This window comes from Silvania hatchlandensis (genome assembly GCF_025564065.1).
Classification (GTDB): Bacteria; Pseudomonadota; Gammaproteobacteria; order Enterobacterales; family Enterobacteriaceae; genus Enterobacter; species Enterobacter hatchlandensis.
On record NZ_JAMGZK010000052.1, the window covers coordinates 41,849 to 60,670 of the forward strand.

Below are 18,822 nucleotides of genomic sequence, written 5' to 3' on the forward strand. Positions count from 1 at the left end.
CCGGTCACATAGTTATCTATGCTCCCGGGGATTTCTTCTCTTGCCGCCTTGATGCAACTCAAATGATTTTGCGTGTAGAATACGCCGTTTTCGCCCACACACGTCTCACATGGAATCTTCGATGTTAAAAATCTTCAACACACTGACGCGCCAAAAAGAGGAATTCAAACCTATTCATGCCGGGGAAGTCGGCATGTACGTGTGTGGTATTACCGTTTACGATCTCTGTCATATCGGCCATGGGCGTACATTTGTCTCGTTTGATGTGGTCTCCCGCTATTTGCGTTTCCTCGGGTACAACCTTAAGTATGTACGCAATATCACCGATATCGACGACAAAATTATCAAGCGCGCGAATGAAAACGGCGAAAACTTCGTCGATTTAGTTGACCGCATGATCGCCGAAATGCACAGCGATTTTGACGCGCTGAACATTCTGCGCCCGGACCTGGAGCCGCGTGCGACGCACCACATCCCGGAAATCATTGAAATCACCGAGCAGCTGATCGCCAAAGGCCACGCCTACGTGGCAGACAACGGCGACGTGATGTTTGACGTGCCGACCGATCCGCATTACGGTCAGCTCTCCCGTCAGGATCTGGATCAGCTGCAGGCCGGCGCCCGTGTGGATGTGGTGGACGTAAAGCGCAACCCGATGGACTTCGTGCTGTGGAAGATGTCGAAAGCCGGTGAACCGAGCTGGCCGTCGCCATGGGGCGAAGGGCGTCCGGGTTGGCACATCGAATGTTCGGCCATGAACTGCAAACAGCTGGGTAACCACTTCGATATCCACGGCGGCGGTTCAGATCTGATGTTCCCGCACCATGAAAACGAAATCGCCCAGTCCACCTGTGCGCACGACGGCGAATATGTGAACGTCTGGATGCACTCCGGGATGGTGATGATTGACCGCGAAAAGATGTCGAAATCGCTGGGCAACTTCTTTACCGTGCGCGATGTGCTGAAATACTACGACGCTGAAACCATCCGCTACTTCCTGATGTCCGGGCACTATCGCAGCCAGCTGAACTACAGCGAAGAGAACCTCAAGCAGGCGCGTTCCGCCCTGGAGCGCCTGTACACCGCCCTGCGCGGCACGGATAAATCCGTACCGGCTGCGGGGGGGGACGCGTTTGAAGCCCGCTTTATCGAGGCGATGAACGACGATTTCAACACCCCGGAAGCGTATTCCGCGCTGTTCGATATGGCGCGTGAAGTGAACCGTCTGAAGGGTGAAGACATGGCCGCTGCTAACGCGCTGGCTTCGCACATGCGTAAACTGTCCGGCGTGCTGGGCCTGCTGGAGCAGGAGCCGGAAACCTTCCTGCAGAGCGGTGCGCAGGCGGACGACGGTGAAGTGGCAGAGATTGAAGCATTGATTAAAGCGCGTCTGGATGCGCGTCAGGCGAAAGACTGGGCCGCAGCCGATGCCGCGCGTAATCGTCTCACCGAGATGGGCATTATCCTGGAAGATGGCCCACAGGGCACTACCTGGCGCCGTAAGTAATTCTGGTGCGCTCTGCTGCCCTCTCCCCCGTGGTAGAGGGTGCAAACACTAAAAACGGCAACTTGCGTTGCCGTTTTGCTTTTATCTCCGCTTCCACCACAACATCCCCATTACGATAACCCCCGGCAGCCATACCCACAGCAGTTCTGAGATAATCACCTGATGCCCGTAAGGCGTCATGTAGCGCGACAGGGCAAACGGGGCAACCTTGATCACCTGCCACGGCGCAAAGAAGCGTTCATCCGACCATGGCCATAGCCAGCCTACCCCTTTCCCGCCCGTCGTCACCGAATCCAGCAGGCTGTGCGACAGCAGCGAAACCGTTAAGAACAGCCAGCAGCGTATCAGCCCGGTCCTGAACCATCGTCGGCCCGCCAGTACGCACAATACCGGCACCACAAAGGCGAACAGCAGTGAGTGGGTAAAACCGCGATGACCAAAAATATTGCCGTAGGCGATGCCAAACTTAAAGGCCAGGACGTCGGCATCCGGCAGCATGGCAAGGACGATCCCGGCAAACAGCAGGCGCGGAGGAATAACGCGGGTGCCCAGGCCTAAGCCCAGGCAAAGCGGAACAGCGGCGTGGGTGATAATGGTAGGCATAGCAGTTATCCATGGCAAATCATGGAAATATAGCAGAGCCTGATCGGGCTCTGCGTCGGGCACAAATCTGAATTATGCCGATTCCCGGGCGATCAGCTGCCCGGACAAGGTAATGCGCTGGGTTTGCAGTTCGGGCTCTTTCAGCTTGCGGATCATCAGCCCGGCTGCCTGCCGCCCGGTCTCTTCACTGGCAGACGAGACGTAGGTAAACGACGGCGAGGTGAGGTTAACGTGAAGCATATCCTCAAACCCCACCAGCGCCACCTGTTGGGTCAGAAACACGTCTTTGCCGACGGTGCGTCCCACGTGATGGATCCCAGAGATCGACCCGATCATCGCATCCGGCGAGTGGCAGAGCAGGGCGGTGATGGTGTTGTTCTTCTCCAGCAGCTGACGGGCAGCGAAGCTCACCGCCTGGGTATCGTCGCTGCAGGCGGGGGCGGACTCCTCGCGAAACACCAGCCCGTTTTGTGTCATCGCGCTGCGAAACCCCAGCAGGCGCTGCTCGCGAATTAAGTCGCCTTCTCTGCCGCCGATATAGGCGATATTGCGATGGCCGCGCTCAATCAGATAGCGGGTGGCGAGATGCGCCGCCTGGCGGTTATCGCGCATCACCAGATTGCAGGTTTCATCCAGCAGCGATTGCGACACGGCAACCAGCGGCAGGGCACACTGGCGGATCATCGCGGGCAGGGCGGCAGTGCGGGTGTCGGAGGCCAGATAGATCACCCCGGCGACGCCCTGCTGCTTAAAGGAGAGCAGGCAGCGCTCCAGGTGATCATTGTCGTTCAGCGGCTGGCCGAGAAAGACCATAAAACCTTGCTTCTCCAGCTCCTGGACGATGCTGGCCATCACTTTGATGGAAAAGCTGTCGCTGAAATCACGCAGGATCAGGCCGATAAGATTGGAGGTGTTGGACCGGAGATTGGCTGCGGCAACGTTATGCACGTAGCCCAGCGCGGTGATGGCGGCGTGAACCTTTTCGATTGTCGCCTCAGAGATTTTTCCCTTCTGACGCAGTACCAGCGAGACGGTCGAGACCGACACCCCTGACTCTCTGGCGACATCTATGATGCTGACCTTCTTCACATCTTCTCCCTGAATGCCTGATAAGACAACGTCCCCCGTAAGAGTACAGGAGACGCGTCAATCAGGCTGAATTATTTACCGATCATCGTCGACATGGTCTGGGCGATAAACTGCGCCCTTGCGCCAAAGATAACCTGGATGCCGGAGTCGCCCACGAATACCACCCCGCGTGCCCCCAGCCCGTTCAGGCCATCTTTATCGACCATATTGCTCTTCGCCACTTCCAGACGCAGTCGGGTAATGCAGGAGCCGACAGAGTCGATATTCTGCGCCCCACCCAGCAGACCGATAATTTCGGTAGCGATTTCGGTATCCGTTTTGTCATTCGCATTGGCGGTGACGTCGGTGCGGCCCGGTGTTTTCACGTCGAAGCGACGGATCACAAAGCGGAAGGTGAAGTAGTAAATCAGCGCCATTGGAATACCGATGATCACCGCATTCAGGAAGTTGGTCTGATAGCCGTTGAATGACGGCAGGATGCCAAACGACAGGTAGTCGATAAAGCCCGCCGAGAAGGATTTGGCGATGTGCGCATCCAGCAGATACATGGTCATGTACGCCAGGCCCGCCATAATGGCGTTGAAGACGTAGAGGACCGGTGCCACGAAGATAAAGGTGAACTCAACCGGCTCGGTGATGCCGGTCAGGAAACAGGTCAGCGCGGCGGAGAACAGAATACCGGCGGCGATCTTTTTGTTTTTGGTGTGCGCTTCGTGGTACATCGCCAGACAGGCCGCAGGCAGCGCGAACAGCATCAGCGGGAATTCACCCTGCATGAACTTACCGGCATTCTGGTACGTATCGCTGCTGAAGGATTTCACCCCTTCTTCCAGCATTTTGAACCAGATGGTCTGGTCGCCGTGGATCACCTGACCGGCCTGAGTGGTGTAATCCCCAAACGAGTACCAGAACGACGGATACCAGATATGGTGCAGACCCAGCGGGATCAGCGCGCGTTCGACTAGGCCAAAGATAAAGGTTGAGGCCGCCTGGTTATCGCCGTTGACGATCACCGACAGGGCATCGATACCGGCCTGGATGTGCTGCCAGACGTACGGCAGCAGCAGACCCATCACGAACGACAGGAACGCAGTGGCAATTGCCACAAAGCGCTTGCCGGAGAAGAAGCCGAGGAATTCCGGCAGCTGCATGGTGTGGAAGCGGTTATAGCACCACGCGGCGAGAATACCGCACAGCAGGCCGCCAAAGACGCCCATCTGCAGCGTCGGAATGCCGACCACCATCGCGTATTTCCCGCCCTGGGAGGCCATTTCCGGGGTGATGCCGAGCACCGTCCCGATGGTGATGTTGGTGATAAACACCGATACCGCCGCAGAGAGTGCCGCAATGCCCGATTCCGATGCCAGACCTACGGCAGAACCGATGGCGAAGAGCATTGGCAGGTTGTCAAAGATAACCCCGCCCGCATTCATCATCAGTGGTAAATGGAACTTGTCACCGAAGGCCAACAACAGGCCTGCGGCAGGAAGCAGTGAGATCGGCAGCATCAAGGCGCGACCAATCATCGATAATTTCGACAGCGATTTAACAAATCCTGATATCAGACTCATGCTGATTTCCCCCGAGTGCGCTCTGTGAGCGCTGTTATAGTGAGTAGAACGTTTTAGTAGAACGTTCTACTTATCGTGAGGAAAGTGCAGAAATCGCGCAACTTAATTTTCACATTTCAACAAACGAAATAGTGATTTTTTGAAGTCGATCGATAATTAACCGTGATGGATATAGGGGATTGAGATCCCCTCTCCCGGTGGGAGAGGGTGAGGGCAACAGCGTGGTGCGGTGTTTACGCTACGACAGTAATGCTCTGACCTTGAAAACTCACCGTCTGACCAGCGACGATTTTGCAACGCTTGCGGGTTTCCACTGCGCCGTCAACGGTGACCAGACCGTCAGCAATGAAGTTCTTCGCCTGCGCACCGCTTTCGCTCCAGCCTTCGAGCTTCAGCAGATCGCACAGCTCGACGTGGGGGTGTTTACCTAATGAAAATGTGGTCATCTTACGCTTCCTCTACGTCGTGATATTCAACGCATGCCTGCAAAGTATTCTCAATCAAAGTTGCTACGGTCATTGGACCGACGCCGCCCGGTACCGGAGTGATATAGGATGCGCGCGCGGCGGCATCTTCATACACCACATCGCCGACCACTTTGCCGTTTTCCAGACGGTTAATGCCTACGTCCACGACAATCGCGCCTTCTTTGATCCACTCGCCCGGAATAAAGCCCGGCTTGCCCACGGCAACGATCAGCAGATCGGCGTTTTCAACGTGATGACGCAGGTTTTTGGTGAAGCGGTGGGTCACGGTGGTAGTGCAGCCCGCCAGCAGCAGCTCCATGCTCATCGGGCGACCAACGATGTTGGAGGCGCCAATCACCACGGCGTTCAGGCCGTAGGTGTCGATGTTATAACGCTCCAGCAGCGTCACGATACCACGTGGGGTACAGGGACGCAGGCGCGGTGCACGCTGGCACAGACGACCGACGTTATACGGGTGGAAACCGTCCACGTCTTTGTCGGGAGCGATACGTTCCAGTACTTTCACGTTGTCGATACCCGCAGGCAGTGGCAGCTGAACCAGGATGCCGTCGATTTCTTTATCGGCATTCAGGGTATCAATCAGCTCGAGCAGTTCAGCTTCGCTGGTGGTTTCCGGCAGATCGTAGGAGCGGGAGAGAAAGCCGACCTCTTCGCAGGCTTTACGCTTGCTGCCGACATAAATTTGCGATGCCGGGTTGCTGCCGACCAGCACAACGGCCAGCCCAGGGGCACGTTTTCCGGCAGCAGTTCGCGCCTTCACTTTTTCCGCAACCTCAGAGCGCACCTGCTGCGCAATCGTTTTACCGTCAATAATCTTTGCTGCCATCAGAGAGAAGATTCCGTCTGTAAGGTATGAAAGGGGGATTGCGCACATTTTGTCAGAAGCGAGGGCCGCTGTCAGTCACACTTTGCGGATTTTCCTGTTTCGCGCGGTGGCCGCCCGACATCAGTATGAATTGAAAGGGGATCGAACTAAAATGCATTGACTCATCACGCTTTGACCGTATAATTCCACGCGCTTCATCACCGCGAAGCACGCGCATTTCAGTGCGCCCTTAGCTCAGTTGGATAGAGCAACGGCCTTCTAAGCCGTAGGTCGTAGGTTCGAATCCTACAGGGCGTACCATTTCACATCAGTCATTACATCACTCACACACTCAAAACCCCCGTTTACGTTCATCCGGACGCGACTCCTCACGCTTATTCTACGAACCCACCATTTCGTTGATCTACCGACAACATTTACCTCCATTGGGGTATGCACCTTTAACACATCCTGAAATATCGTATGGGCAAAAATAACCACGCATAAACTGTGCGGTTTTTATTGCCGCTTCGCCACCCAGGCAAGCGCCGTCATGGAAGGGCGATATCATGGTTGATCACTCCCGTCGAGGCATGTTGACAGGCAGATGGCGTCAAGCCAGTAGCGGGATCCGTCCGCCCTGGAGTGGGGTAGAGCAGCACTTTCTCGCACTTTGCACTCGCTGTGACGCCTGCATTCAGGCCTGTGAGAGCAACATTCTGGAACGTGGCCAGGGAGGCTATCCGAGCGTCAATTTCCAAAAAGGCGAATGCAGTTTTTGCGCTGCGTGCGCGCAGATCTGTCCTGAATCACTCTTTCTTTCGCGCCACACCAGGGCCTGGGATCTGATGTTTATCGTTGAGGCACATTGCCTGGCGAATCAGTCCGTTGAGTGTCATCGCTGCCAGGACAGCTGCGAACCGATGGCGATTCGATTTCGCCCCACGCTGTCGGGCATTTATCAGCCCCAACTCGATAACCAGGCCTGTAACGGATGCGGGGCGTGTGTCGCCAGTTGCCCGGTATCAGCCATTAAAGCGGAGTACAACCATGTCAACTAGCTGGCAAGTCTGCAGCCTGGTTGTTCAGGCCAAACGTCAGCACATCAGCGCTATCAGCGCTCAGCTGGCTGATTTTCCGGGTTGCGAGGTCGCCCTGAGCGATGAAGCAAGCGGTCAGATGATCGTGGTGGTAGAAGCGGAACAACACGACACGCTGATGCAAACAATTGAGTCGGTACGCAACGTTACGGACGTACTGGCGGTGTCGCTGGTTTATCACCAGCAGGATGAGCAAGGTGAGGAAACACCATGAAACTCAGTCGTCGTAGCTTTATGAAAGCCAACGCCGTTGCGGCCGCTGCGGCGGCTGCCGGGCTCAGCGTACCGGGTGTCGCCCGGGCGGTGGTCGGACAGCAGGAAGCCATCAAGTGGGATAAAGCCCCGTGCCGTTTTTGCGGAACCGGGTGTGGCGTGCTGGTCGGCACCCAGCAGGGACGCGTTGTCGCCTGCCAGGGCGACCCGGATGCGCCGGTTAACCGGGGCCTGAACTGCATTAAGGGCTACTTCCTGCCCAAAATCATGTACGGAAAGGACCGTTTAACCCAGCCGCTGCTGCGCATGAAAGACGGTGCATACAGTAAGGACGGCGAATTTACGCCCATCAGCTGGGAAAAAGCCTTCGACGTGATGGAAGAGAAATTCAAAACGTCGATGAAAGAGAAGGGCCCGGAGTCTGTCGGGATGTTCGGCTCCGGTCAGTGGACCATCTGGGAAGGCTACGCCGCAGCCAAGCTGTTCAAAGCCGGTTTACGCACCAACAACATCGACCCGAACGCGCGTCACTGCATGGCCTCGGCGGTGGTGGGCTTTATGCGCACCTTCGGGATGGATGAGCCGATGGGCTGCTACGACGATATCGAGCAGACCGACGCCTTTGTGCTGTGGGGCGCCAACATGGCGGAGATGCACCCGATCCTGTGGTCACGCATCACCAACCGTCGCCTGACTGACCCGAACGTGACCGTCGCGGTGCTCTCCACCTTCCAGCACCGCAGCTTTGAGCTGGCGGATAACGGCATGATCTTTACGCCGCAAACCGACCTGGTGATCCTCAACTACATCGCCAACTACATTATTCAAAACGACGCGATCAACCAGGATTTCTTCAGCAAACACGTCAACCTGCGCAAAGGGGTGACGGATATCGGCTACGGCCTGCGTCCGACCCATCCGCTGGAAAAGGCAGCCAAAAACCCAGGTTCTGATGCCTCCGAGCCGATGAGCTTTGAGGATTACAAAGCCTTCGTTGCCGAGTACACGCTGGATAAGACGGCCGAGATGACCGGCGTGCCAAAAGATCAGCTGGAAATGCTGGCGAAGCTCTATGCCGATCCGAAGAAGAAAGTGATCTCCTACTGGACGATGGGCTTTAACCAGCACACGCGCGGCGTGTGGGCCAACAATCTGGTCTACAACATTCACCTGCTGACCGGCAAAATTGCCCAGCCGGGCTGCGGGCCATTCTCGCTGACAGGTCAGCCTTCAGCCTGCGGTACCGCCCGTGAAGTGGGCACCTTCGCCCACCGCCTGCCTGCGGACATGGTGGTCACCAACGAAAAACACCGCGCTATCTGCGAGAAGCAGTGGCAGATCCCTGCTGGCACCATTCCAGCGAAGGTTGGGCTGCACGCCGTGGCCCAGGATCGGGCCCTGAAAGACGGCAAGCTGAACGTCTACTGGGCGATGTGTACCAACAACATGCAGGCCGGGCCGAACATCAACGAAGAGCGTATGCCGGGCTGGCGCGATCCGCGCAACTTTATCATCGTCTCCGATCCCTACCCGACCGTCAGCGCGCTGGCTGCCGACCTGATCCTGCCCACCGCGATGTGGGTAGAAAAAGAGGGTGCCTACGGCAACGCCGAACGCCGCACCCAGTTCTGGCGTCAGCAGATTAAAGCGCCGGGCGAAGCCAAATCTGACCTCTGGCAGCTGGTGGAGTTTTCCCGTCGCTTCAAAACCGACGAAGTCTGGCCGGAAGAACTGCTGGCACAGAAACCGGAGCTGCGCGGCAAAACCCTGTATGAGGTGCTGTTCGCCACCCCTGGGGTGAGCAAATTCCCGCTGAGCGAAATCCCTGAAGAGCAGCTGAACGACGAATCCCGCGAGCTGGGCTTCTATCTGCAAAAAGGGCTGTTCGAAGAGTACGCCTGGTTTGGTCGCGGCCACGGCCACGATCTGGCCCCGTTCGACGATTACCACAAAGCGCGCGGTCTGCGCTGGCCGGTGGTCGAGGGCAAAGAGACCCTCTGGCGCTACAGCGAAGGTCACGATCCGTACGTCAAAGCGGGAGAGGGCTACAAGTTCTACGGCAAACCGGATGGCAAAGCGGTGATCTTCGCCCTGCCGTTTGAACCGGCGGCAGAAGCGCCGGACAAAGAATTCGACCTGTGGCTCTCTACCGGTCGCGTGCTGGAGCACTGGCACACCGGCAGCATGACGCGCCGCGTGCCTGAGCTGCACCGCGCCTTCCCGGAAGCGGTGCTGTTCATTCACCCGCTGGATGCCAAAGCCCGCGATCTGCGCCGGGGTGAAAAGGTCAAAGTCATCTCGCGTCGGGGCGAAGTGATTTCAGTGGTGGAAACCCGTGGCCGTAACCGTCCGCCGCAGGGGCTGGTGTACATGCCGTTCTTCGATGCCGCGCAGATGGTGAATAACCTGACCCTGGATGCGACGGATCCGCTCTCGAAAGAGACGGACTTCAAGAAGTGCGCCGTTAAGCTGGCGAAGGTGTAACGGTCATGTCCCGGTCAGCGAAGCTGCAAAATGGCCGCCGCCGCTTTCTGCGCGATGTGCTTCGCACCGCGGGCGGGCTGGCTGCCGTGGGCGTCGCACTGGGATTACAACAGCACACCGCCCGGGCAACGGGCGTGCGGCTGCGCCCGCCGGGTGCGCTAAGTGAAAACGCCTTCGCCAGCGCCTGCGTGCGTTGCGGCCAGTGCGTTCAGGCCTGCCCCTACGACACCCTGAAGCTGGCGACGCTGGCCTCCGGGCTGTCGGCCGGCACGCCGTACTTTGTCGCCCGGGATATCCCCTGCGAAATGTGTGAAGACATCCCCTGCGCCAAAGTCTGCCCCAGCGGCGCGCTGGATCGCGAAATAGCGTCTATCGACGATTCGCGGATGGGGCTGGCGGTGCTGCTGGACCAGGAAAACTGCCTCAACTTCCAGGGCTTACGCTGCGACGTTTGCTATCGCGAATGCCCGAAGCTCGACGAGGCCATCACCCTCGAGCTGGATCGCAATATCCGCACCGGCAAGCACGCGCGATTTCTGCCCACCGTGCACAGCAGTGCCTGCACCGGCTGCGGTAAATGCGAGAAGGTCTGCGTCCTGGAGCAACCGGCGATAAAAGTCCTGCCGCTGTCGCTGGCGAAAGGGGAGTTGGGCCACCACTACCGCTTCGGCTGGCTGGAGGGGAACGATGGCAAACCGTAAACGCGATGCCGGGCGGGAAGCGCAGGCGAAAAAGGGCTGGTGGCGGAGTCACCGCTGGCTGGTTTTGCGTCGTCTTAGCCAGCTTGCGGTGCTGGGGATGTTCCTCAGCGGCCCGTGGCTGGGGGTGTGGATCCTGCACGGAAACTACAGCAGCAGCCTGCTGTTCGACACCGTTCCGCTGACCGATCCGTTGATTGCCCTGCAAAGCCTGGCGAGTGGCCATCTGCCCGCCACCGTGGCGCTGACCGGGGCGGTCATTATCACGGTGCTGTATGCCCTGGCAGGCAAACGCCTGTTTTGCAGCTGGGTCTGCCCGCTGAACCCGGTGACTGATTTTGCGGGTTGGTTGCGCAGACGGTTTGACCTGAATCAGTCCGCGACGATCCCACGCTCTATACGCTACGTGCTGCTGGCGGTAGTGCTGTTCGGCTCCGCGCTGACCGGCACGCTGCTGTGGGAGTGGATTAACCCGGTCTCGCTGCTCGGACGCAGTCTGGTGATGGGGTTTGGCAGCGGCGCACTGCTGATCGTCGCCCTGTTTTTATTTGATTTACTGGTCGTTGAGCACGGCTGGTGCGGGCACCTTTGCCCGCTGGGTGCCCTGTACGGCGTGCTGGGTAGCCAGGGCGCGTTAACGGTGGCGGCCAAAGACCGACACAACTGTAACCGCTGTATGGATTGTTTTCATGTTTGCCCGGAACCGCACGTGCTGCGTGCCCCGGTGCTGGATGAGCACAGCCCGGTGCAGGTCACCAGCCGTGACTGCATGGCCTGCGGTCGCTGTGTCGACGTTTGTTCTGAGGATGTTTTTACAATAACTCTACACAAAATCATTCGAGATGCATCGCAGCCAACAAAGAGGCAGCTTGAAGGATGAAGTGTATATGCGATGGAGTTCGGGAGCGAAACAATGAAAAGCCATGACCTGAAGAAAGCGCTGTGCCAGTGGACGGCCGGGATTGCCCTGGTGGTGAGCGGTGCGGTTTGGGCAGCAAATGGAGTGGATCTCAGCCAGTCGCCGGAAGTCTCCGGAACCCAGGAGGGGGCGATTCATATCCAGAAAGAGCAGGGGCGGATGCCGCTGAACTATGTTAACCAGCCGCCGATGATCCCGCATAGCGTGGACGGGTATCAGGTATCCACCAACACCAACCGCTGCCTGCAGTGTCACGGTGTGGAGAGCTATCGCACCACCGGCGCACCGCGCATCAGCCCAACGCACTTTATGGACAGCGACGGTAAAGTCGGGGCCGAAGTGGCGCCGCGTCGCTACTTCTGCCTGCAGTGCCACGTCCCGCAGGCCGATGCCGCGCCGATTGTGGGTAACACCTTTACCCCATCAAAAGGTTACGGGAAATAAGAGGTCACTATGCAAAATTCTAACCCTAAACCTGGCTGGATTAAGCGCCTCTGGCAGTGGTGGCGTCGTCCCAGTCGTCTGGCGCTGGGCACGCTGCTGTTAATCGGTTTCGTCGGCGGCATTATTTTCTGGGGCGGCTTTAACACCGGGATGGAAAAGGCCAACACCGAAGCGTTCTGCATTAGCTGTCACGAAATGCGTAACACCGTCTATCAGGAGTATATGGAGTCGGTGCACTACAACAACCGCAGCGGCGTGCGGGCCACCTGTCCTGACTGCCACGTTCCGCACGAGTTTGGTCCCAAAATGATCCGTAAGATCAAGGCCAGTAAAGAGCTGTACGCCAAGGCGACCGGACTGATCGACACGCCGCAGAAATTTGAAGACCACCGTCTGACCATGGCCCAGAGCGAGTGGCGACGCATGAAAGAGAACAACTCGCAGGAGTGCCGTAACTGCCACAACTTCGAGTTTATGGATTTAACGGCCCAGAAAGGCGTCGCGGCAAAAATGCACGACCAGGCCGTCAAAGATGGGCAAACCTGTATTGACTGTCATAAAGGGATTGCCCACAAGCTCCCGGATATGCGCGACGTCAAACCGGGCTTTTAACAGGACGTTAATGCGTGGGCCAACTTGACGCTAAAGCGCTGCTCTGCGAGCGGGATGACAGAATACTGTTCAGCAATCTGTCATTCCAGGTGAACGCCGGGGAGTGGGTACAAATTACCGGGGGCAACGGCGCAGGGAAAACCACCCTGCTGCGGCTGCTCACCGGGCTCGCGCGCCCTGATGCCGGGGAGGTGTGCTGGCAAGGGCAGCCCCTGCACCGGGTGCGCGACAGCTATCATCAGGATCTGCTGTGGATTGGCCATCAGCCGGGGATCAAAACCCGGCTGACGGCGCTGGAGAACCTGCGCTTTTTCCATCACCACGGCGACACGCAGCAGTGCCTGGAGGCGCTGGCTCAGGCGGGCCTCGCCGGATACGAAGACCTTCCCGTCAGCCAACTCTCTGCCGGACAGCAGCGCCGCGTGGCGCTGGCGCGTCTGTGGCTGACCCGCGCCACGCTTTGGATCCTCGATGAACCCTTTACCGCCATCGACGTGAACGGCGTCGAACGCCTGACCCGCCAGATGGCCCGGCATACCGGGCAGGGCGGGATGGTGATCCTGACGACCCACCAGCCGCTGAACGTGGCGAACGATAAAATTCGACGCATCGCCCTGACCCCCGAGAGGGTCGCATCATGATGTGGCGCATCTTCCGTCTCGAACTGCGGGTGGCGTTCCGCCATAGCGCCGAGATCGCCAACCCGCTGTGGTTCTTCCTGATTGTGATCACCCTGTTCCCGCTGAGTATTGGCCCGGAGCCGCAGCTGCTGGCGCGCATTGCCCCCGGTATTATCTGGGTCGCCGCGCTGCTGGCCTCGCTGCTGGCGCTGGAACGGCTGTTCCGTGACGATCTGCAGGACGGCAGCCTGGAACAGCTGATGCTGCTGCCGATCCCGCTCCCGGCGGTGGTGCTGGCGAAGGTGATGGCCCACTGGATGGTGACCGGCCTGCCGCTGCTGGTCCTCTCGCCGCTGGTGGCACTGCTGCTCGGCATGGATCTCTACGGCTGGAAAATTATGGCCCTGACGCTGCTGCTGGGCACCCCGACTCTGGGTTTCCTCGGCGCGCCGGGCGTGGGCTTAACCGTAGGGCTGAAGCGCGGCGGCGTACTGCTGAGCGTGCTGGTGCTGCCGCTTACCATCCCGTTACTGATTTTTGCGACCGCAGCGATGGATGCGGCCTCCATGCACCTTCCCGTTGAGGGGTACATGGCGATTCTGGGGGCGCTGCTGGTGGGCAGCGCAACGTTAAGCCCGTTTGCGACGGCGGCTGCGTTACGCATCAGCGTGCAGTAGCGCGGTATTCATTGGATTGAATCTGGTAACTGAATTATGTGGAAAACACTGCATCAACTGGCGAACCCGCCGCGGCTGTATCAGATCTGCGGTTACTTTATTCCCTGGCTGGCGATAGCCAGCGCGCTGGTGCTGGCCGTGGGCTGGATTTGGGGCTTTGGTTTTGCGCCTGCGGATTATCAGCAGGGGCAGAGCTATCGCATTATTTATCTGCATGTTCCGGCGGCCATCTGGTCGATGGGGATCTACGCCTCGATGGCGGTGGCGGCCTTTATCGGCCTGGTGTGGCAGCTGAAAATGGCCAACCTGGCGCTGGCGGCGATGGCACCCATTGGGGCAGTGTTGACCTTTATTGCGCTGGTAACCGGCTCCGCCTGGGGCAAACCGATGTGGGGAACCTGGTGGGTGTGGGATGCGCGCCTGACCTCCGAGCTGGTATTGCTGTTTCTCTACGTAGGTGCCATTGCCCTGTGGCACGCCTTTGACGATCGCCGTCTGGCCGGTCGCGCTGCCGGCATTCTGGTGCTGATTGGTGTGGTCAACTTACCCATCATTCACTACTCGGTGGAGTGGTGGAACACCCTGCATCAGGGCTCAACCAATATGCAGCAGAGCATCGACCCGGCCATGCGCACGCCGCTGCGCCTGGCGATCGTCGGCACGCTGCTGCTGTTTATCACGCTGACGCTGATGCGGATGCGTAACCTGATTTTACTCATGGAAAAACGCCGCCCGTGGGTGGGTGAACTGATGTTAAAGAGAGGCCGCCAATGAACAGCGCGTTTGCATCCTGGAGTGAATTCTTCGCCATGGGCGGCTACGCCTTTTACGTCTGGCTGGCGGTGGCGATGACCGTGATCCCGCTGGCGATACTGGTGGCGCATACCGCCCTGCAGCATCGCGCCATTCTGCGCGGCATCGCCCAACAGCGCGCCCGGGAGTCCCGCATGCGGGCCGCTCAGGCACAGGAGGCGGCATGAATCTGCGCCGTAAAAACCGTCTGTGGGTGGCCTGCGCCGTGCTGGCCGGGCTGGCGCTGACTATTACCCTGGTGCTCTACGCCCTGCGTTCCAACATCGACCTGTTCTACACCCCGGGCGAGATCCTGTACGGTAAGCGCGAAACGCACCAGCTGCCGGAAGTCGGCCAGCGCCTGCGCGTGGGCGGGATGGTGATGGCCGGTAGCGTCAAGCGCGACCCGGAATCGTTAAAAGTGAATTTCAGCATCTATGACGCCGAAGGCGTGGTGGATGTGACCTACGACGGCATTCTGCCGGATCTGTTCCGCGAAGGGCAGGGCGTGGTGGTGCAGGGCGAACTTGGCGAGAACAACCATGTGCAGGCGAAAGAGGTGCTCGCCAAACATGATGAAAACTACACCCCGCCGGAAGTGGAAAAAGCGATGCAGGAAAACCACCGTCGTCCGGCAAGTGTGTATAAGGATAACGCCTCATGATGCCTGAAATTGGCAACGGGCTGCTGTGCCTGGCGCTGGGCGTGGCGCTGCTGCTCTCGCTGTATCCGCTATGGGGTGTGGCGCGCAATGACCCGCGGATGATGGCCTCGGCGAGGCTGTTTTCCTGGCTGCTGTTTATGCTGGTGACGGGCGCGTTTATCGTGCTGATCCACGCGTTCGTGGTGAACGACTTCTCGGTGACCTACGTTGCCAGCAACTCCAACACCCAACTGCCGGTCTGGTATCGCGTGGCGGCCACCTGGGGCGCACACGAAGGCTCCCTGCTGCTGTGGGTGCTGCTGATGAGCGGCTGGACCTTTGCCGTGGCGCTGTGCAGCCAGCGGATGCCACCCGACGTGGTCGCCCGCGTGCTGGCGGTGATGGGGATGGTTAGCGTCGGCTTCCTGCTGTTTATCCTCTTCACCTCCAACCCCTTTGCCCGCACGCTGCCGGACTTTCCGATTGAAGGCCGGGACCTGAACCCGCTTCTGCAGGACCCGGGCCTGATTTTCCATCCGCCGCTGCTGTATATGGGCTACGTCGGCTTCTCGGTGGCCTTTGCCTTTGCGATTGCCGCCCTGCTGAGCGGGCGACTGGACAGCACCTTTGCCCGTTTTGCCCGCCCGTGGACGCTGGCGGCATGGGTGTGCCTGACCCTCGGTATCGTGCTCGGCTCCGCGTGGGCCTATTACGAGCTGGGCTGGGGCGGGTGGTGGTTCTGGGACCCGGTCGAGAACGCCTCGTTTATGCCGTGGCTGGTGGGCACTGCCCTGATGCACTCCCTTGCGGTGACGGAACAGCGCGCCAGCTTTAAAGCCTGGACCCTGCTGCTGGCGATAAGCGCCTTTTCCCTGTGCCTGTTGGGCACCTTCCTCGTACGCTCCGGGGTGCTGGTTTCGGTGCATGCCTTTGCGTCCGACCCGTCGCGCGGGATGTTTATCCTCGCCTTTATGGTGCTGGTGATTGGTGGCTCGCTGCTGCTGTTTGCCACCCGTGGGCACAAAGTTCGCTCCCGGGTGAACAATGCACTTTGGTCGCGGGAGTCGCTGCTGCTCGGCAACAACGTCCTGCTGATCACCGCCATGCTGGTGGTGGTGCTGGGCACGCTGCTACCGCTGGTGCATAAGCAGCTCGGGCTGGGCAGCATTTCGATTGGCGAGCCGTTCTTCAATACCCTGTTCACCTGGCTGATGGCGCCGTTTGCGCTGCTGGTGGGGATCGGACCGCTGGTGCGCTGGGGACGCGACCGTCCGCGCAAGCTCCAGCGTCTGCTGGTTATCGCCCTGGTCAGCACCTTCGCGCTGTCGCTGCTGCTGCCGTGGCTGTTCGAGAGCAAGATTGTTGCCATGACGGTGGTCGGGCTGGCGATGGCGTGCTGGATCTTTGTGCTGGCGATCGCGGAAGTCGCGCTGCGCGTCTCGCGTGGGACGACGATGACGCTCAGCTACTGGGGCATGGTGGCGGGTCACCTCGGGCTGGCGGTCACTGTCGTCGGGATCGCCTTCAGCCAGAACTACAGCGTAGAGCGTGATGTGCGCATGAAAGCGGGGGAAAGTGTCCAGATCCACGACTATCGCTTTACCTTCCGCGATGTTAAAGAGATCGCCGGGCCTAACTACCGGGGCGGCGTGGCAACAATTGAGGTCATGCGCAACGGCAAAGCCGAAGCGGTGCTGCATGCGGAAAAACGCTTCTACAACAGCAACAGCTCAATGATGACCGAAGCGGCGATTGACGGCGGGATCACCCGCGACCTGTACGCCGCCCTCGGGGAAGAGCTGGATAACGGTGCCTGGGCCGTGCGCCTGTACTACAAACCTTTTGTGCGCTGGATTTGGGCGGGAGGATTACTGATGGCGCTGGGTGGGCTGCTGTGCCTGTTCGATCCGCGCTATCGCCAGCGCGGCAAGCAACGCACGACTGCGGAGGCGACGGTATGAAGCGTAACGTCCTGGTCATTCCTTTTGTGATCTTCCTGGTGATTGCGGCGCTTCTGCTGTGGCAGCTGGCGCGCAACGCCGAGGGAGACGATCCGACCAATCTGGAGTCGGCGCTGATTGGTAAGCCGGTGCCGACGTTTCGCCTTGAGTCGCTGGATAACCCCGGTCAGCACTATCAGGCGGATGTCCTCACTCAGGGCAAGCCGGTGCTGCTCAACGTCTGGGCGACCTGGTGCCCGACCTGCCGCGCTGAACATCAGTATCTGAACCAGCTCTCCGCGCAGGGGATCCGCGTGGTGGGCATGAATTACAAAGACGACCGTCAGAAAGCCATTACCTGGCTGAAAGAGCTCGGCAACCCCTATGGGCTGAGCCTGTTTGACGGGGACGGTATGCTGGGGCTGGATCTGGGGGTGTACGGCGCGCCGGAGACCTTCCTGATCGACGGAAAAGGGATCATTCGCTATCGCCACGCAGGCGCGCTGACTGCGCAGGTCTGGGATCGTGAACTCAAGCCGCTGTGGGACAAGTACAGCCAGGAGGCCGCACAATGAGATTTTTACAGGCTTTGCTGATGCTGGTGCTATCCGGCCAGGCGCTGGCCACCATCGACGTGATGCCGTTTAAGGATGAGGCGCAGGAGCAGCAGTTCCGCCAGCTGACGGAGCAGCTGCGCTGTCCAAAATGCCAGAACAACAGCATTGCCGATTCCAACTCGATGATCGCCGTCGACCTGCGTCAGAAGGTGTATGAACTGATGCAGGAGGGGAAGAGTAATAAGCAGATTGTGGAGTACATGGTGGCGCGTTACGGCAGCTTCGTGACCTACGATCCACCGCTCACCCCGCTGACTATTTTGCTGTGGATCCTGCCGCTGGCCGCCATGGGGACCGGGGGCTGGGTGATCTACTCCCGATCCCGCCGCCGGGTGCGGATCGCGCCGGATGCCGTTAGCGATAAAACCTTGCCTCAGGGCAAACGCGCCGGAGCATGGGTGTATGCGCCCGGCGTCGTGATTGCGCTGGCGGTGGGGGCGGGCAGTTACTACCAGACCGGACACTATCAGCAGGTGAAGATCTGGCAGCAGGCGACGGCACAGACGCCCGCTCTGCTGGAACGGGCGTTAAATGCGAAGGCGCAGCCGCTGAATGAAGAGGAGCTGACCCGTCTGGCGCTCGGCCTGCGCACCCGTTTGCAAAGCGATGAGGGCAATATCGAAGGCTGGATCATGCTGGGTCGTATCGGCATGGCGCTGGGCAATGCCAGCACCGCCACCGAAGCGTACGCCAACGCATACCGGCTCGATCCAAAAAACAGCGACGCCGCGCTGGGCTACGCCGAGGCGCTGACCCGTTCAACCGATCCGGAGGATAATCGCCGGGGTGGGGCGCTGCTGCGCCAGCTGGTGAAAAGCGATCATGCCAACGTGCGCGTCCTGAGCATGTTTGCCTTTAACGCCTTCGAGCAGCAGCGGTTCAGTGAAGCGGTGGCGGCCTGGGAGATGATGCTGAAATTACTCCCCGCCAACGATACCCGCCGTTCCGTGATTGAGCGCAGTATCCAGCAGGCGCTGGAGCAGGCGAAGTAACGGCCCGG

The 18,822-nt window shown here is 59.3% G+C and carries 21 protein-coding genes and 1 tRNA gene; 17 read left to right on the plus strand and 5 right to left on the minus strand.

Annotation, left to right across the window (positions count from 1 at the left end; genetic code table 11):
• The first annotated feature begins 121 nt into the window (after positions 1 to 121).
• A complete protein-coding gene (gene cysS, locus M8014_RS15985) occupies positions 122 to 1,507 on the plus strand; it encodes a cysteine--tRNA ligase (RefSeq protein ID WP_271283381.1) in 1,386 nt (461 codons plus the stop codon).
• 81 nt (positions 1,508 to 1,588) lie between these two features.
• Here cysS and M8014_RS15990 read toward each other — a convergent pair whose 3' ends face one another.
• The 5 genes from M8014_RS15990 to folD all read right to left on the minus strand — a co-directional run bounded on the left by M8014_RS15990 (position 1,589) and on the right by folD (position 6,084).
• Positions 1,589 to 2,110, minus strand: a complete 522-nt coding sequence (locus tag M8014_RS15990) for a metal-dependent hydrolase (RefSeq protein ID WP_271283382.1) — start codon at positions 2,108 to 2,110, stop codon at positions 1,589 to 1,591.
• A gap of 72 nt (positions 2,111 to 2,182) precedes the next feature.
• The gene (gene malI / locus M8014_RS15995; RefSeq protein ID WP_271283383.1) at positions 2,183 to 3,199 is read right to left on the minus strand and encodes a Mal regulon transcriptional regulator MalI; all 1,017 of its coding nucleotides are present in this window, start codon (positions 3,197 to 3,199) and stop codon (positions 2,183 to 2,185) included.
• Positions 3,200 to 3,270: 71 nt separating this feature from the next.
• The gene (locus M8014_RS16000) at positions 3,271 to 4,770 is read right to left on the minus strand and encodes a PTS transporter subunit EIIC (RefSeq protein ID WP_271283384.1); all 1,500 of its coding nucleotides are present in this window, start codon (positions 4,768 to 4,770) and stop codon (positions 3,271 to 3,273) included.
• 233 nt (positions 4,771 to 5,003) lie between these two features.
• Positions 5,004 to 5,216, minus strand: coding sequence for a ribosome-associated protein YbcJ (gene ybcJ / locus M8014_RS16005; protein WP_271283385.1), 213 nt, complete (start codon positions 5,214 to 5,216; stop codon positions 5,004 to 5,006).
• Position 5,217: 1 nt separating this feature from the next.
• Positions 5,218 to 6,084 (minus strand): bifunctional methylenetetrahydrofolate dehydrogenase/methenyltetrahydrofolate cyclohydrolase FolD, encoded by an 867-nt coding sequence (folD, locus tag M8014_RS16010; protein WP_271283386.1) that lies wholly within the window; start codon positions 6,082 to 6,084, stop codon positions 5,218 to 5,220.
• A gap of 223 nt (positions 6,085 to 6,307) precedes the next feature.
• Between folD and M8014_RS16015 the strand changes: the two genes are divergently transcribed.
• From M8014_RS16015 to M8014_RS16090, 16 genes are all read left to right on the plus strand, one after another.
• A tRNA-Arg gene (locus tag M8014_RS16015) sits at positions 6,308 to 6,384 on the plus strand.
• 245 nt (positions 6,385 to 6,629) lie between these two features.
• A complete protein-coding gene (gene napF, locus M8014_RS16020) occupies positions 6,630 to 7,124 on the plus strand; it encodes a ferredoxin-type protein NapF (protein ID WP_271283579.1) in 495 nt (164 codons plus the stop codon).
• Positions 7,114 to 7,377: a chaperone NapD gene (gene napD / locus M8014_RS16025; protein WP_271283387.1), complete on the plus strand. Its 264-nt coding sequence runs from the start codon at positions 7,114 to 7,116 to the stop codon at positions 7,375 to 7,377. Before napF ends, napD begins: the two co-directional genes overlap by 11 nt.
• Positions 7,374 to 9,860, plus strand: coding sequence for a nitrate reductase catalytic subunit NapA (napA, locus tag M8014_RS16030; protein WP_271283388.1), 2,487 nt, complete (start codon positions 7,374 to 7,376; stop codon positions 9,858 to 9,860). Before napD ends, napA begins: the two co-directional genes overlap by 4 nt.
• 5 nt (positions 9,861 to 9,865) lie before the next feature.
• Positions 9,866 to 10,561, plus strand: a complete 696-nt coding sequence (napG, locus tag M8014_RS16035; protein ID WP_271283389.1) for a ferredoxin-type protein NapG — start codon at positions 9,866 to 9,868, stop codon at positions 10,559 to 10,561.
• Complete coding sequence (gene napH / locus M8014_RS16040; RefSeq protein ID WP_271283390.1) at positions 10,548 to 11,438, plus strand: quinol dehydrogenase ferredoxin subunit NapH; 891 nt, start codon at positions 10,548 to 10,550, stop codon at positions 11,436 to 11,438. The genes napG and napH overlap by 14 nt, the downstream gene beginning before the upstream one ends.
• 33 nt (positions 11,439 to 11,471) lie before the next feature.
• Positions 11,472 to 11,921 carry a nitrate reductase cytochrome c-type subunit gene (napB, locus tag M8014_RS16045; RefSeq protein WP_271283391.1) on the plus strand — a complete coding sequence of 150 codons (450 nt, stop codon included), beginning with the start codon at positions 11,472 to 11,474 and terminating at the stop codon, positions 11,919 to 11,921.
• Positions 11,922 to 11,930: 9 nt separating this feature from the next.
• Complete coding sequence (napC, locus tag M8014_RS16050; RefSeq protein ID WP_271283392.1) at positions 11,931 to 12,533, plus strand: cytochrome c-type protein NapC; 603 nt, start codon at positions 11,931 to 11,933, stop codon at positions 12,531 to 12,533.
• A gap of 14 nt (positions 12,534 to 12,547) precedes the next feature.
• The gene (gene ccmA, locus M8014_RS16055; RefSeq protein WP_271283393.1) at positions 12,548 to 13,174 is read left to right on the plus strand and encodes a cytochrome c biogenesis heme-transporting ATPase CcmA; all 627 of its coding nucleotides are present in this window, start codon (positions 12,548 to 12,550) and stop codon (positions 13,172 to 13,174) included.
• Positions 13,168 to 13,830: a heme exporter protein CcmB gene (gene ccmB / locus M8014_RS16060; protein WP_271283580.1), complete on the plus strand. Its 663-nt coding sequence runs from the start codon at positions 13,168 to 13,170 to the stop codon at positions 13,828 to 13,830. The genes ccmA and ccmB overlap by 7 nt, the downstream gene beginning before the upstream one ends.
• A gap of 36 nt (positions 13,831 to 13,866) precedes the next feature.
• On the plus strand, positions 13,867 to 14,604 hold the full coding sequence (locus tag M8014_RS16065; RefSeq protein WP_271283394.1) for a heme ABC transporter permease: 738 nt from the start codon (positions 13,867 to 13,869) through the stop codon (positions 14,602 to 14,604).
• Complete coding sequence (gene ccmD, locus M8014_RS16070; protein ID WP_271283395.1) at positions 14,601 to 14,810, plus strand: heme exporter protein CcmD; 210 nt, start codon at positions 14,601 to 14,603, stop codon at positions 14,808 to 14,810. The genes M8014_RS16065 and ccmD overlap by 4 nt, the downstream gene beginning before the upstream one ends.
• A complete protein-coding gene (gene ccmE, locus M8014_RS16075) occupies positions 14,807 to 15,286 on the plus strand; it encodes a cytochrome c maturation protein CcmE (RefSeq protein ID WP_271283396.1) in 480 nt (159 codons plus the stop codon). Before ccmD ends, ccmE begins: the two co-directional genes overlap by 4 nt.
• A complete protein-coding gene (locus M8014_RS16080) occupies positions 15,283 to 17,226 on the plus strand; it encodes a heme lyase CcmF/NrfE family subunit (protein WP_271283397.1) in 1,944 nt (647 codons plus the stop codon). The genes ccmE and M8014_RS16080 overlap by 4 nt, the downstream gene beginning before the upstream one ends.
• The gene (gene dsbE / locus M8014_RS16085) at positions 17,223 to 17,780 is read left to right on the plus strand and encodes a thiol:disulfide interchange protein DsbE (RefSeq protein WP_271283398.1); all 558 of its coding nucleotides are present in this window, start codon (positions 17,223 to 17,225) and stop codon (positions 17,778 to 17,780) included. Before M8014_RS16080 ends, dsbE begins: the two co-directional genes overlap by 4 nt.
• Entirely contained in the window at positions 17,777 to 18,814 is a 1,038-nt protein-coding gene (locus M8014_RS16090; protein ID WP_271283399.1) for a cytochrome c-type biogenesis protein CcmH, read from the plus strand. Before dsbE ends, M8014_RS16090 begins: the two co-directional genes overlap by 4 nt.
• Positions 18,815 to 18,822: the final 8 nt, after the last annotated feature.

Coding starts and splice junctions, on each gene's coding strand:
- cysS (WP_271283381.1), top strand. CDS start 122: ATGTTAAAAATCTTCAACACACTGACGCGCCAAAAAGAGGAATTCAAA.
- M8014_RS15990 (WP_271283382.1), bottom strand. CDS start 2,110: ATGCCTACCATTATCACCCACGCCGCTGTTCCGCTTTGCCTGGGCTTA.
- M8014_RS16000 (WP_271283384.1), bottom strand. CDS start 4,770: ATGAGTCTGATATCAGGATTTGTTAAATCGCTGTCGAAATTATCGATG.
- ybcJ (WP_271283385.1), bottom strand. CDS start 5,216: ATGACCACATTTTCATTAGGTAAACACCCCCACGTCGAGCTGTGCGAT.
- folD (WP_271283386.1), bottom strand. CDS start 6,084: ATGGCAGCAAAGATTATTGACGGTAAAACGATTGCGCAGCAGGTGCGC.
- napD (WP_271283387.1), top strand. CDS start 7,114: ATGTCAACTAGCTGGCAAGTCTGCAGCCTGGTTGTTCAGGCCAAACGT.
- napA (WP_271283388.1), top strand. CDS start 7,374: ATGAAACTCAGTCGTCGTAGCTTTATGAAAGCCAACGCCGTTGCGGCC.
- napG (WP_271283389.1), top strand. CDS start 9,866: ATGTCCCGGTCAGCGAAGCTGCAAAATGGCCGCCGCCGCTTTCTGCGC.
- napH (WP_271283390.1), top strand. CDS start 10,548: ATGGCAAACCGTAAACGCGATGCCGGGCGGGAAGCGCAGGCGAAAAAG.
- napB (WP_271283391.1), top strand. CDS start 11,472: ATGAAAAGCCATGACCTGAAGAAAGCGCTGTGCCAGTGGACGGCCGGG.
- napC (WP_271283392.1), top strand. CDS start 11,931: ATGCAAAATTCTAACCCTAAACCTGGCTGGATTAAGCGCCTCTGGCAG.
- M8014_RS16065 (WP_271283394.1), top strand. CDS start 13,867: ATGTGGAAAACACTGCATCAACTGGCGAACCCGCCGCGGCTGTATCAG.
- ccmD (WP_271283395.1), top strand. CDS start 14,601: ATGAACAGCGCGTTTGCATCCTGGAGTGAATTCTTCGCCATGGGCGGC.
- ccmE (WP_271283396.1), top strand. CDS start 14,807: ATGAATCTGCGCCGTAAAAACCGTCTGTGGGTGGCCTGCGCCGTGCTG.
- M8014_RS16080 (WP_271283397.1), top strand. CDS start 15,283: ATGATGCCTGAAATTGGCAACGGGCTGCTGTGCCTGGCGCTGGGCGTG.
- dsbE (WP_271283398.1), top strand. CDS start 17,223: ATGAAGCGTAACGTCCTGGTCATTCCTTTTGTGATCTTCCTGGTGATT.
- M8014_RS16090 (WP_271283399.1), top strand. CDS start 17,777: ATGAGATTTTTACAGGCTTTGCTGATGCTGGTGCTATCCGGCCAGGCG.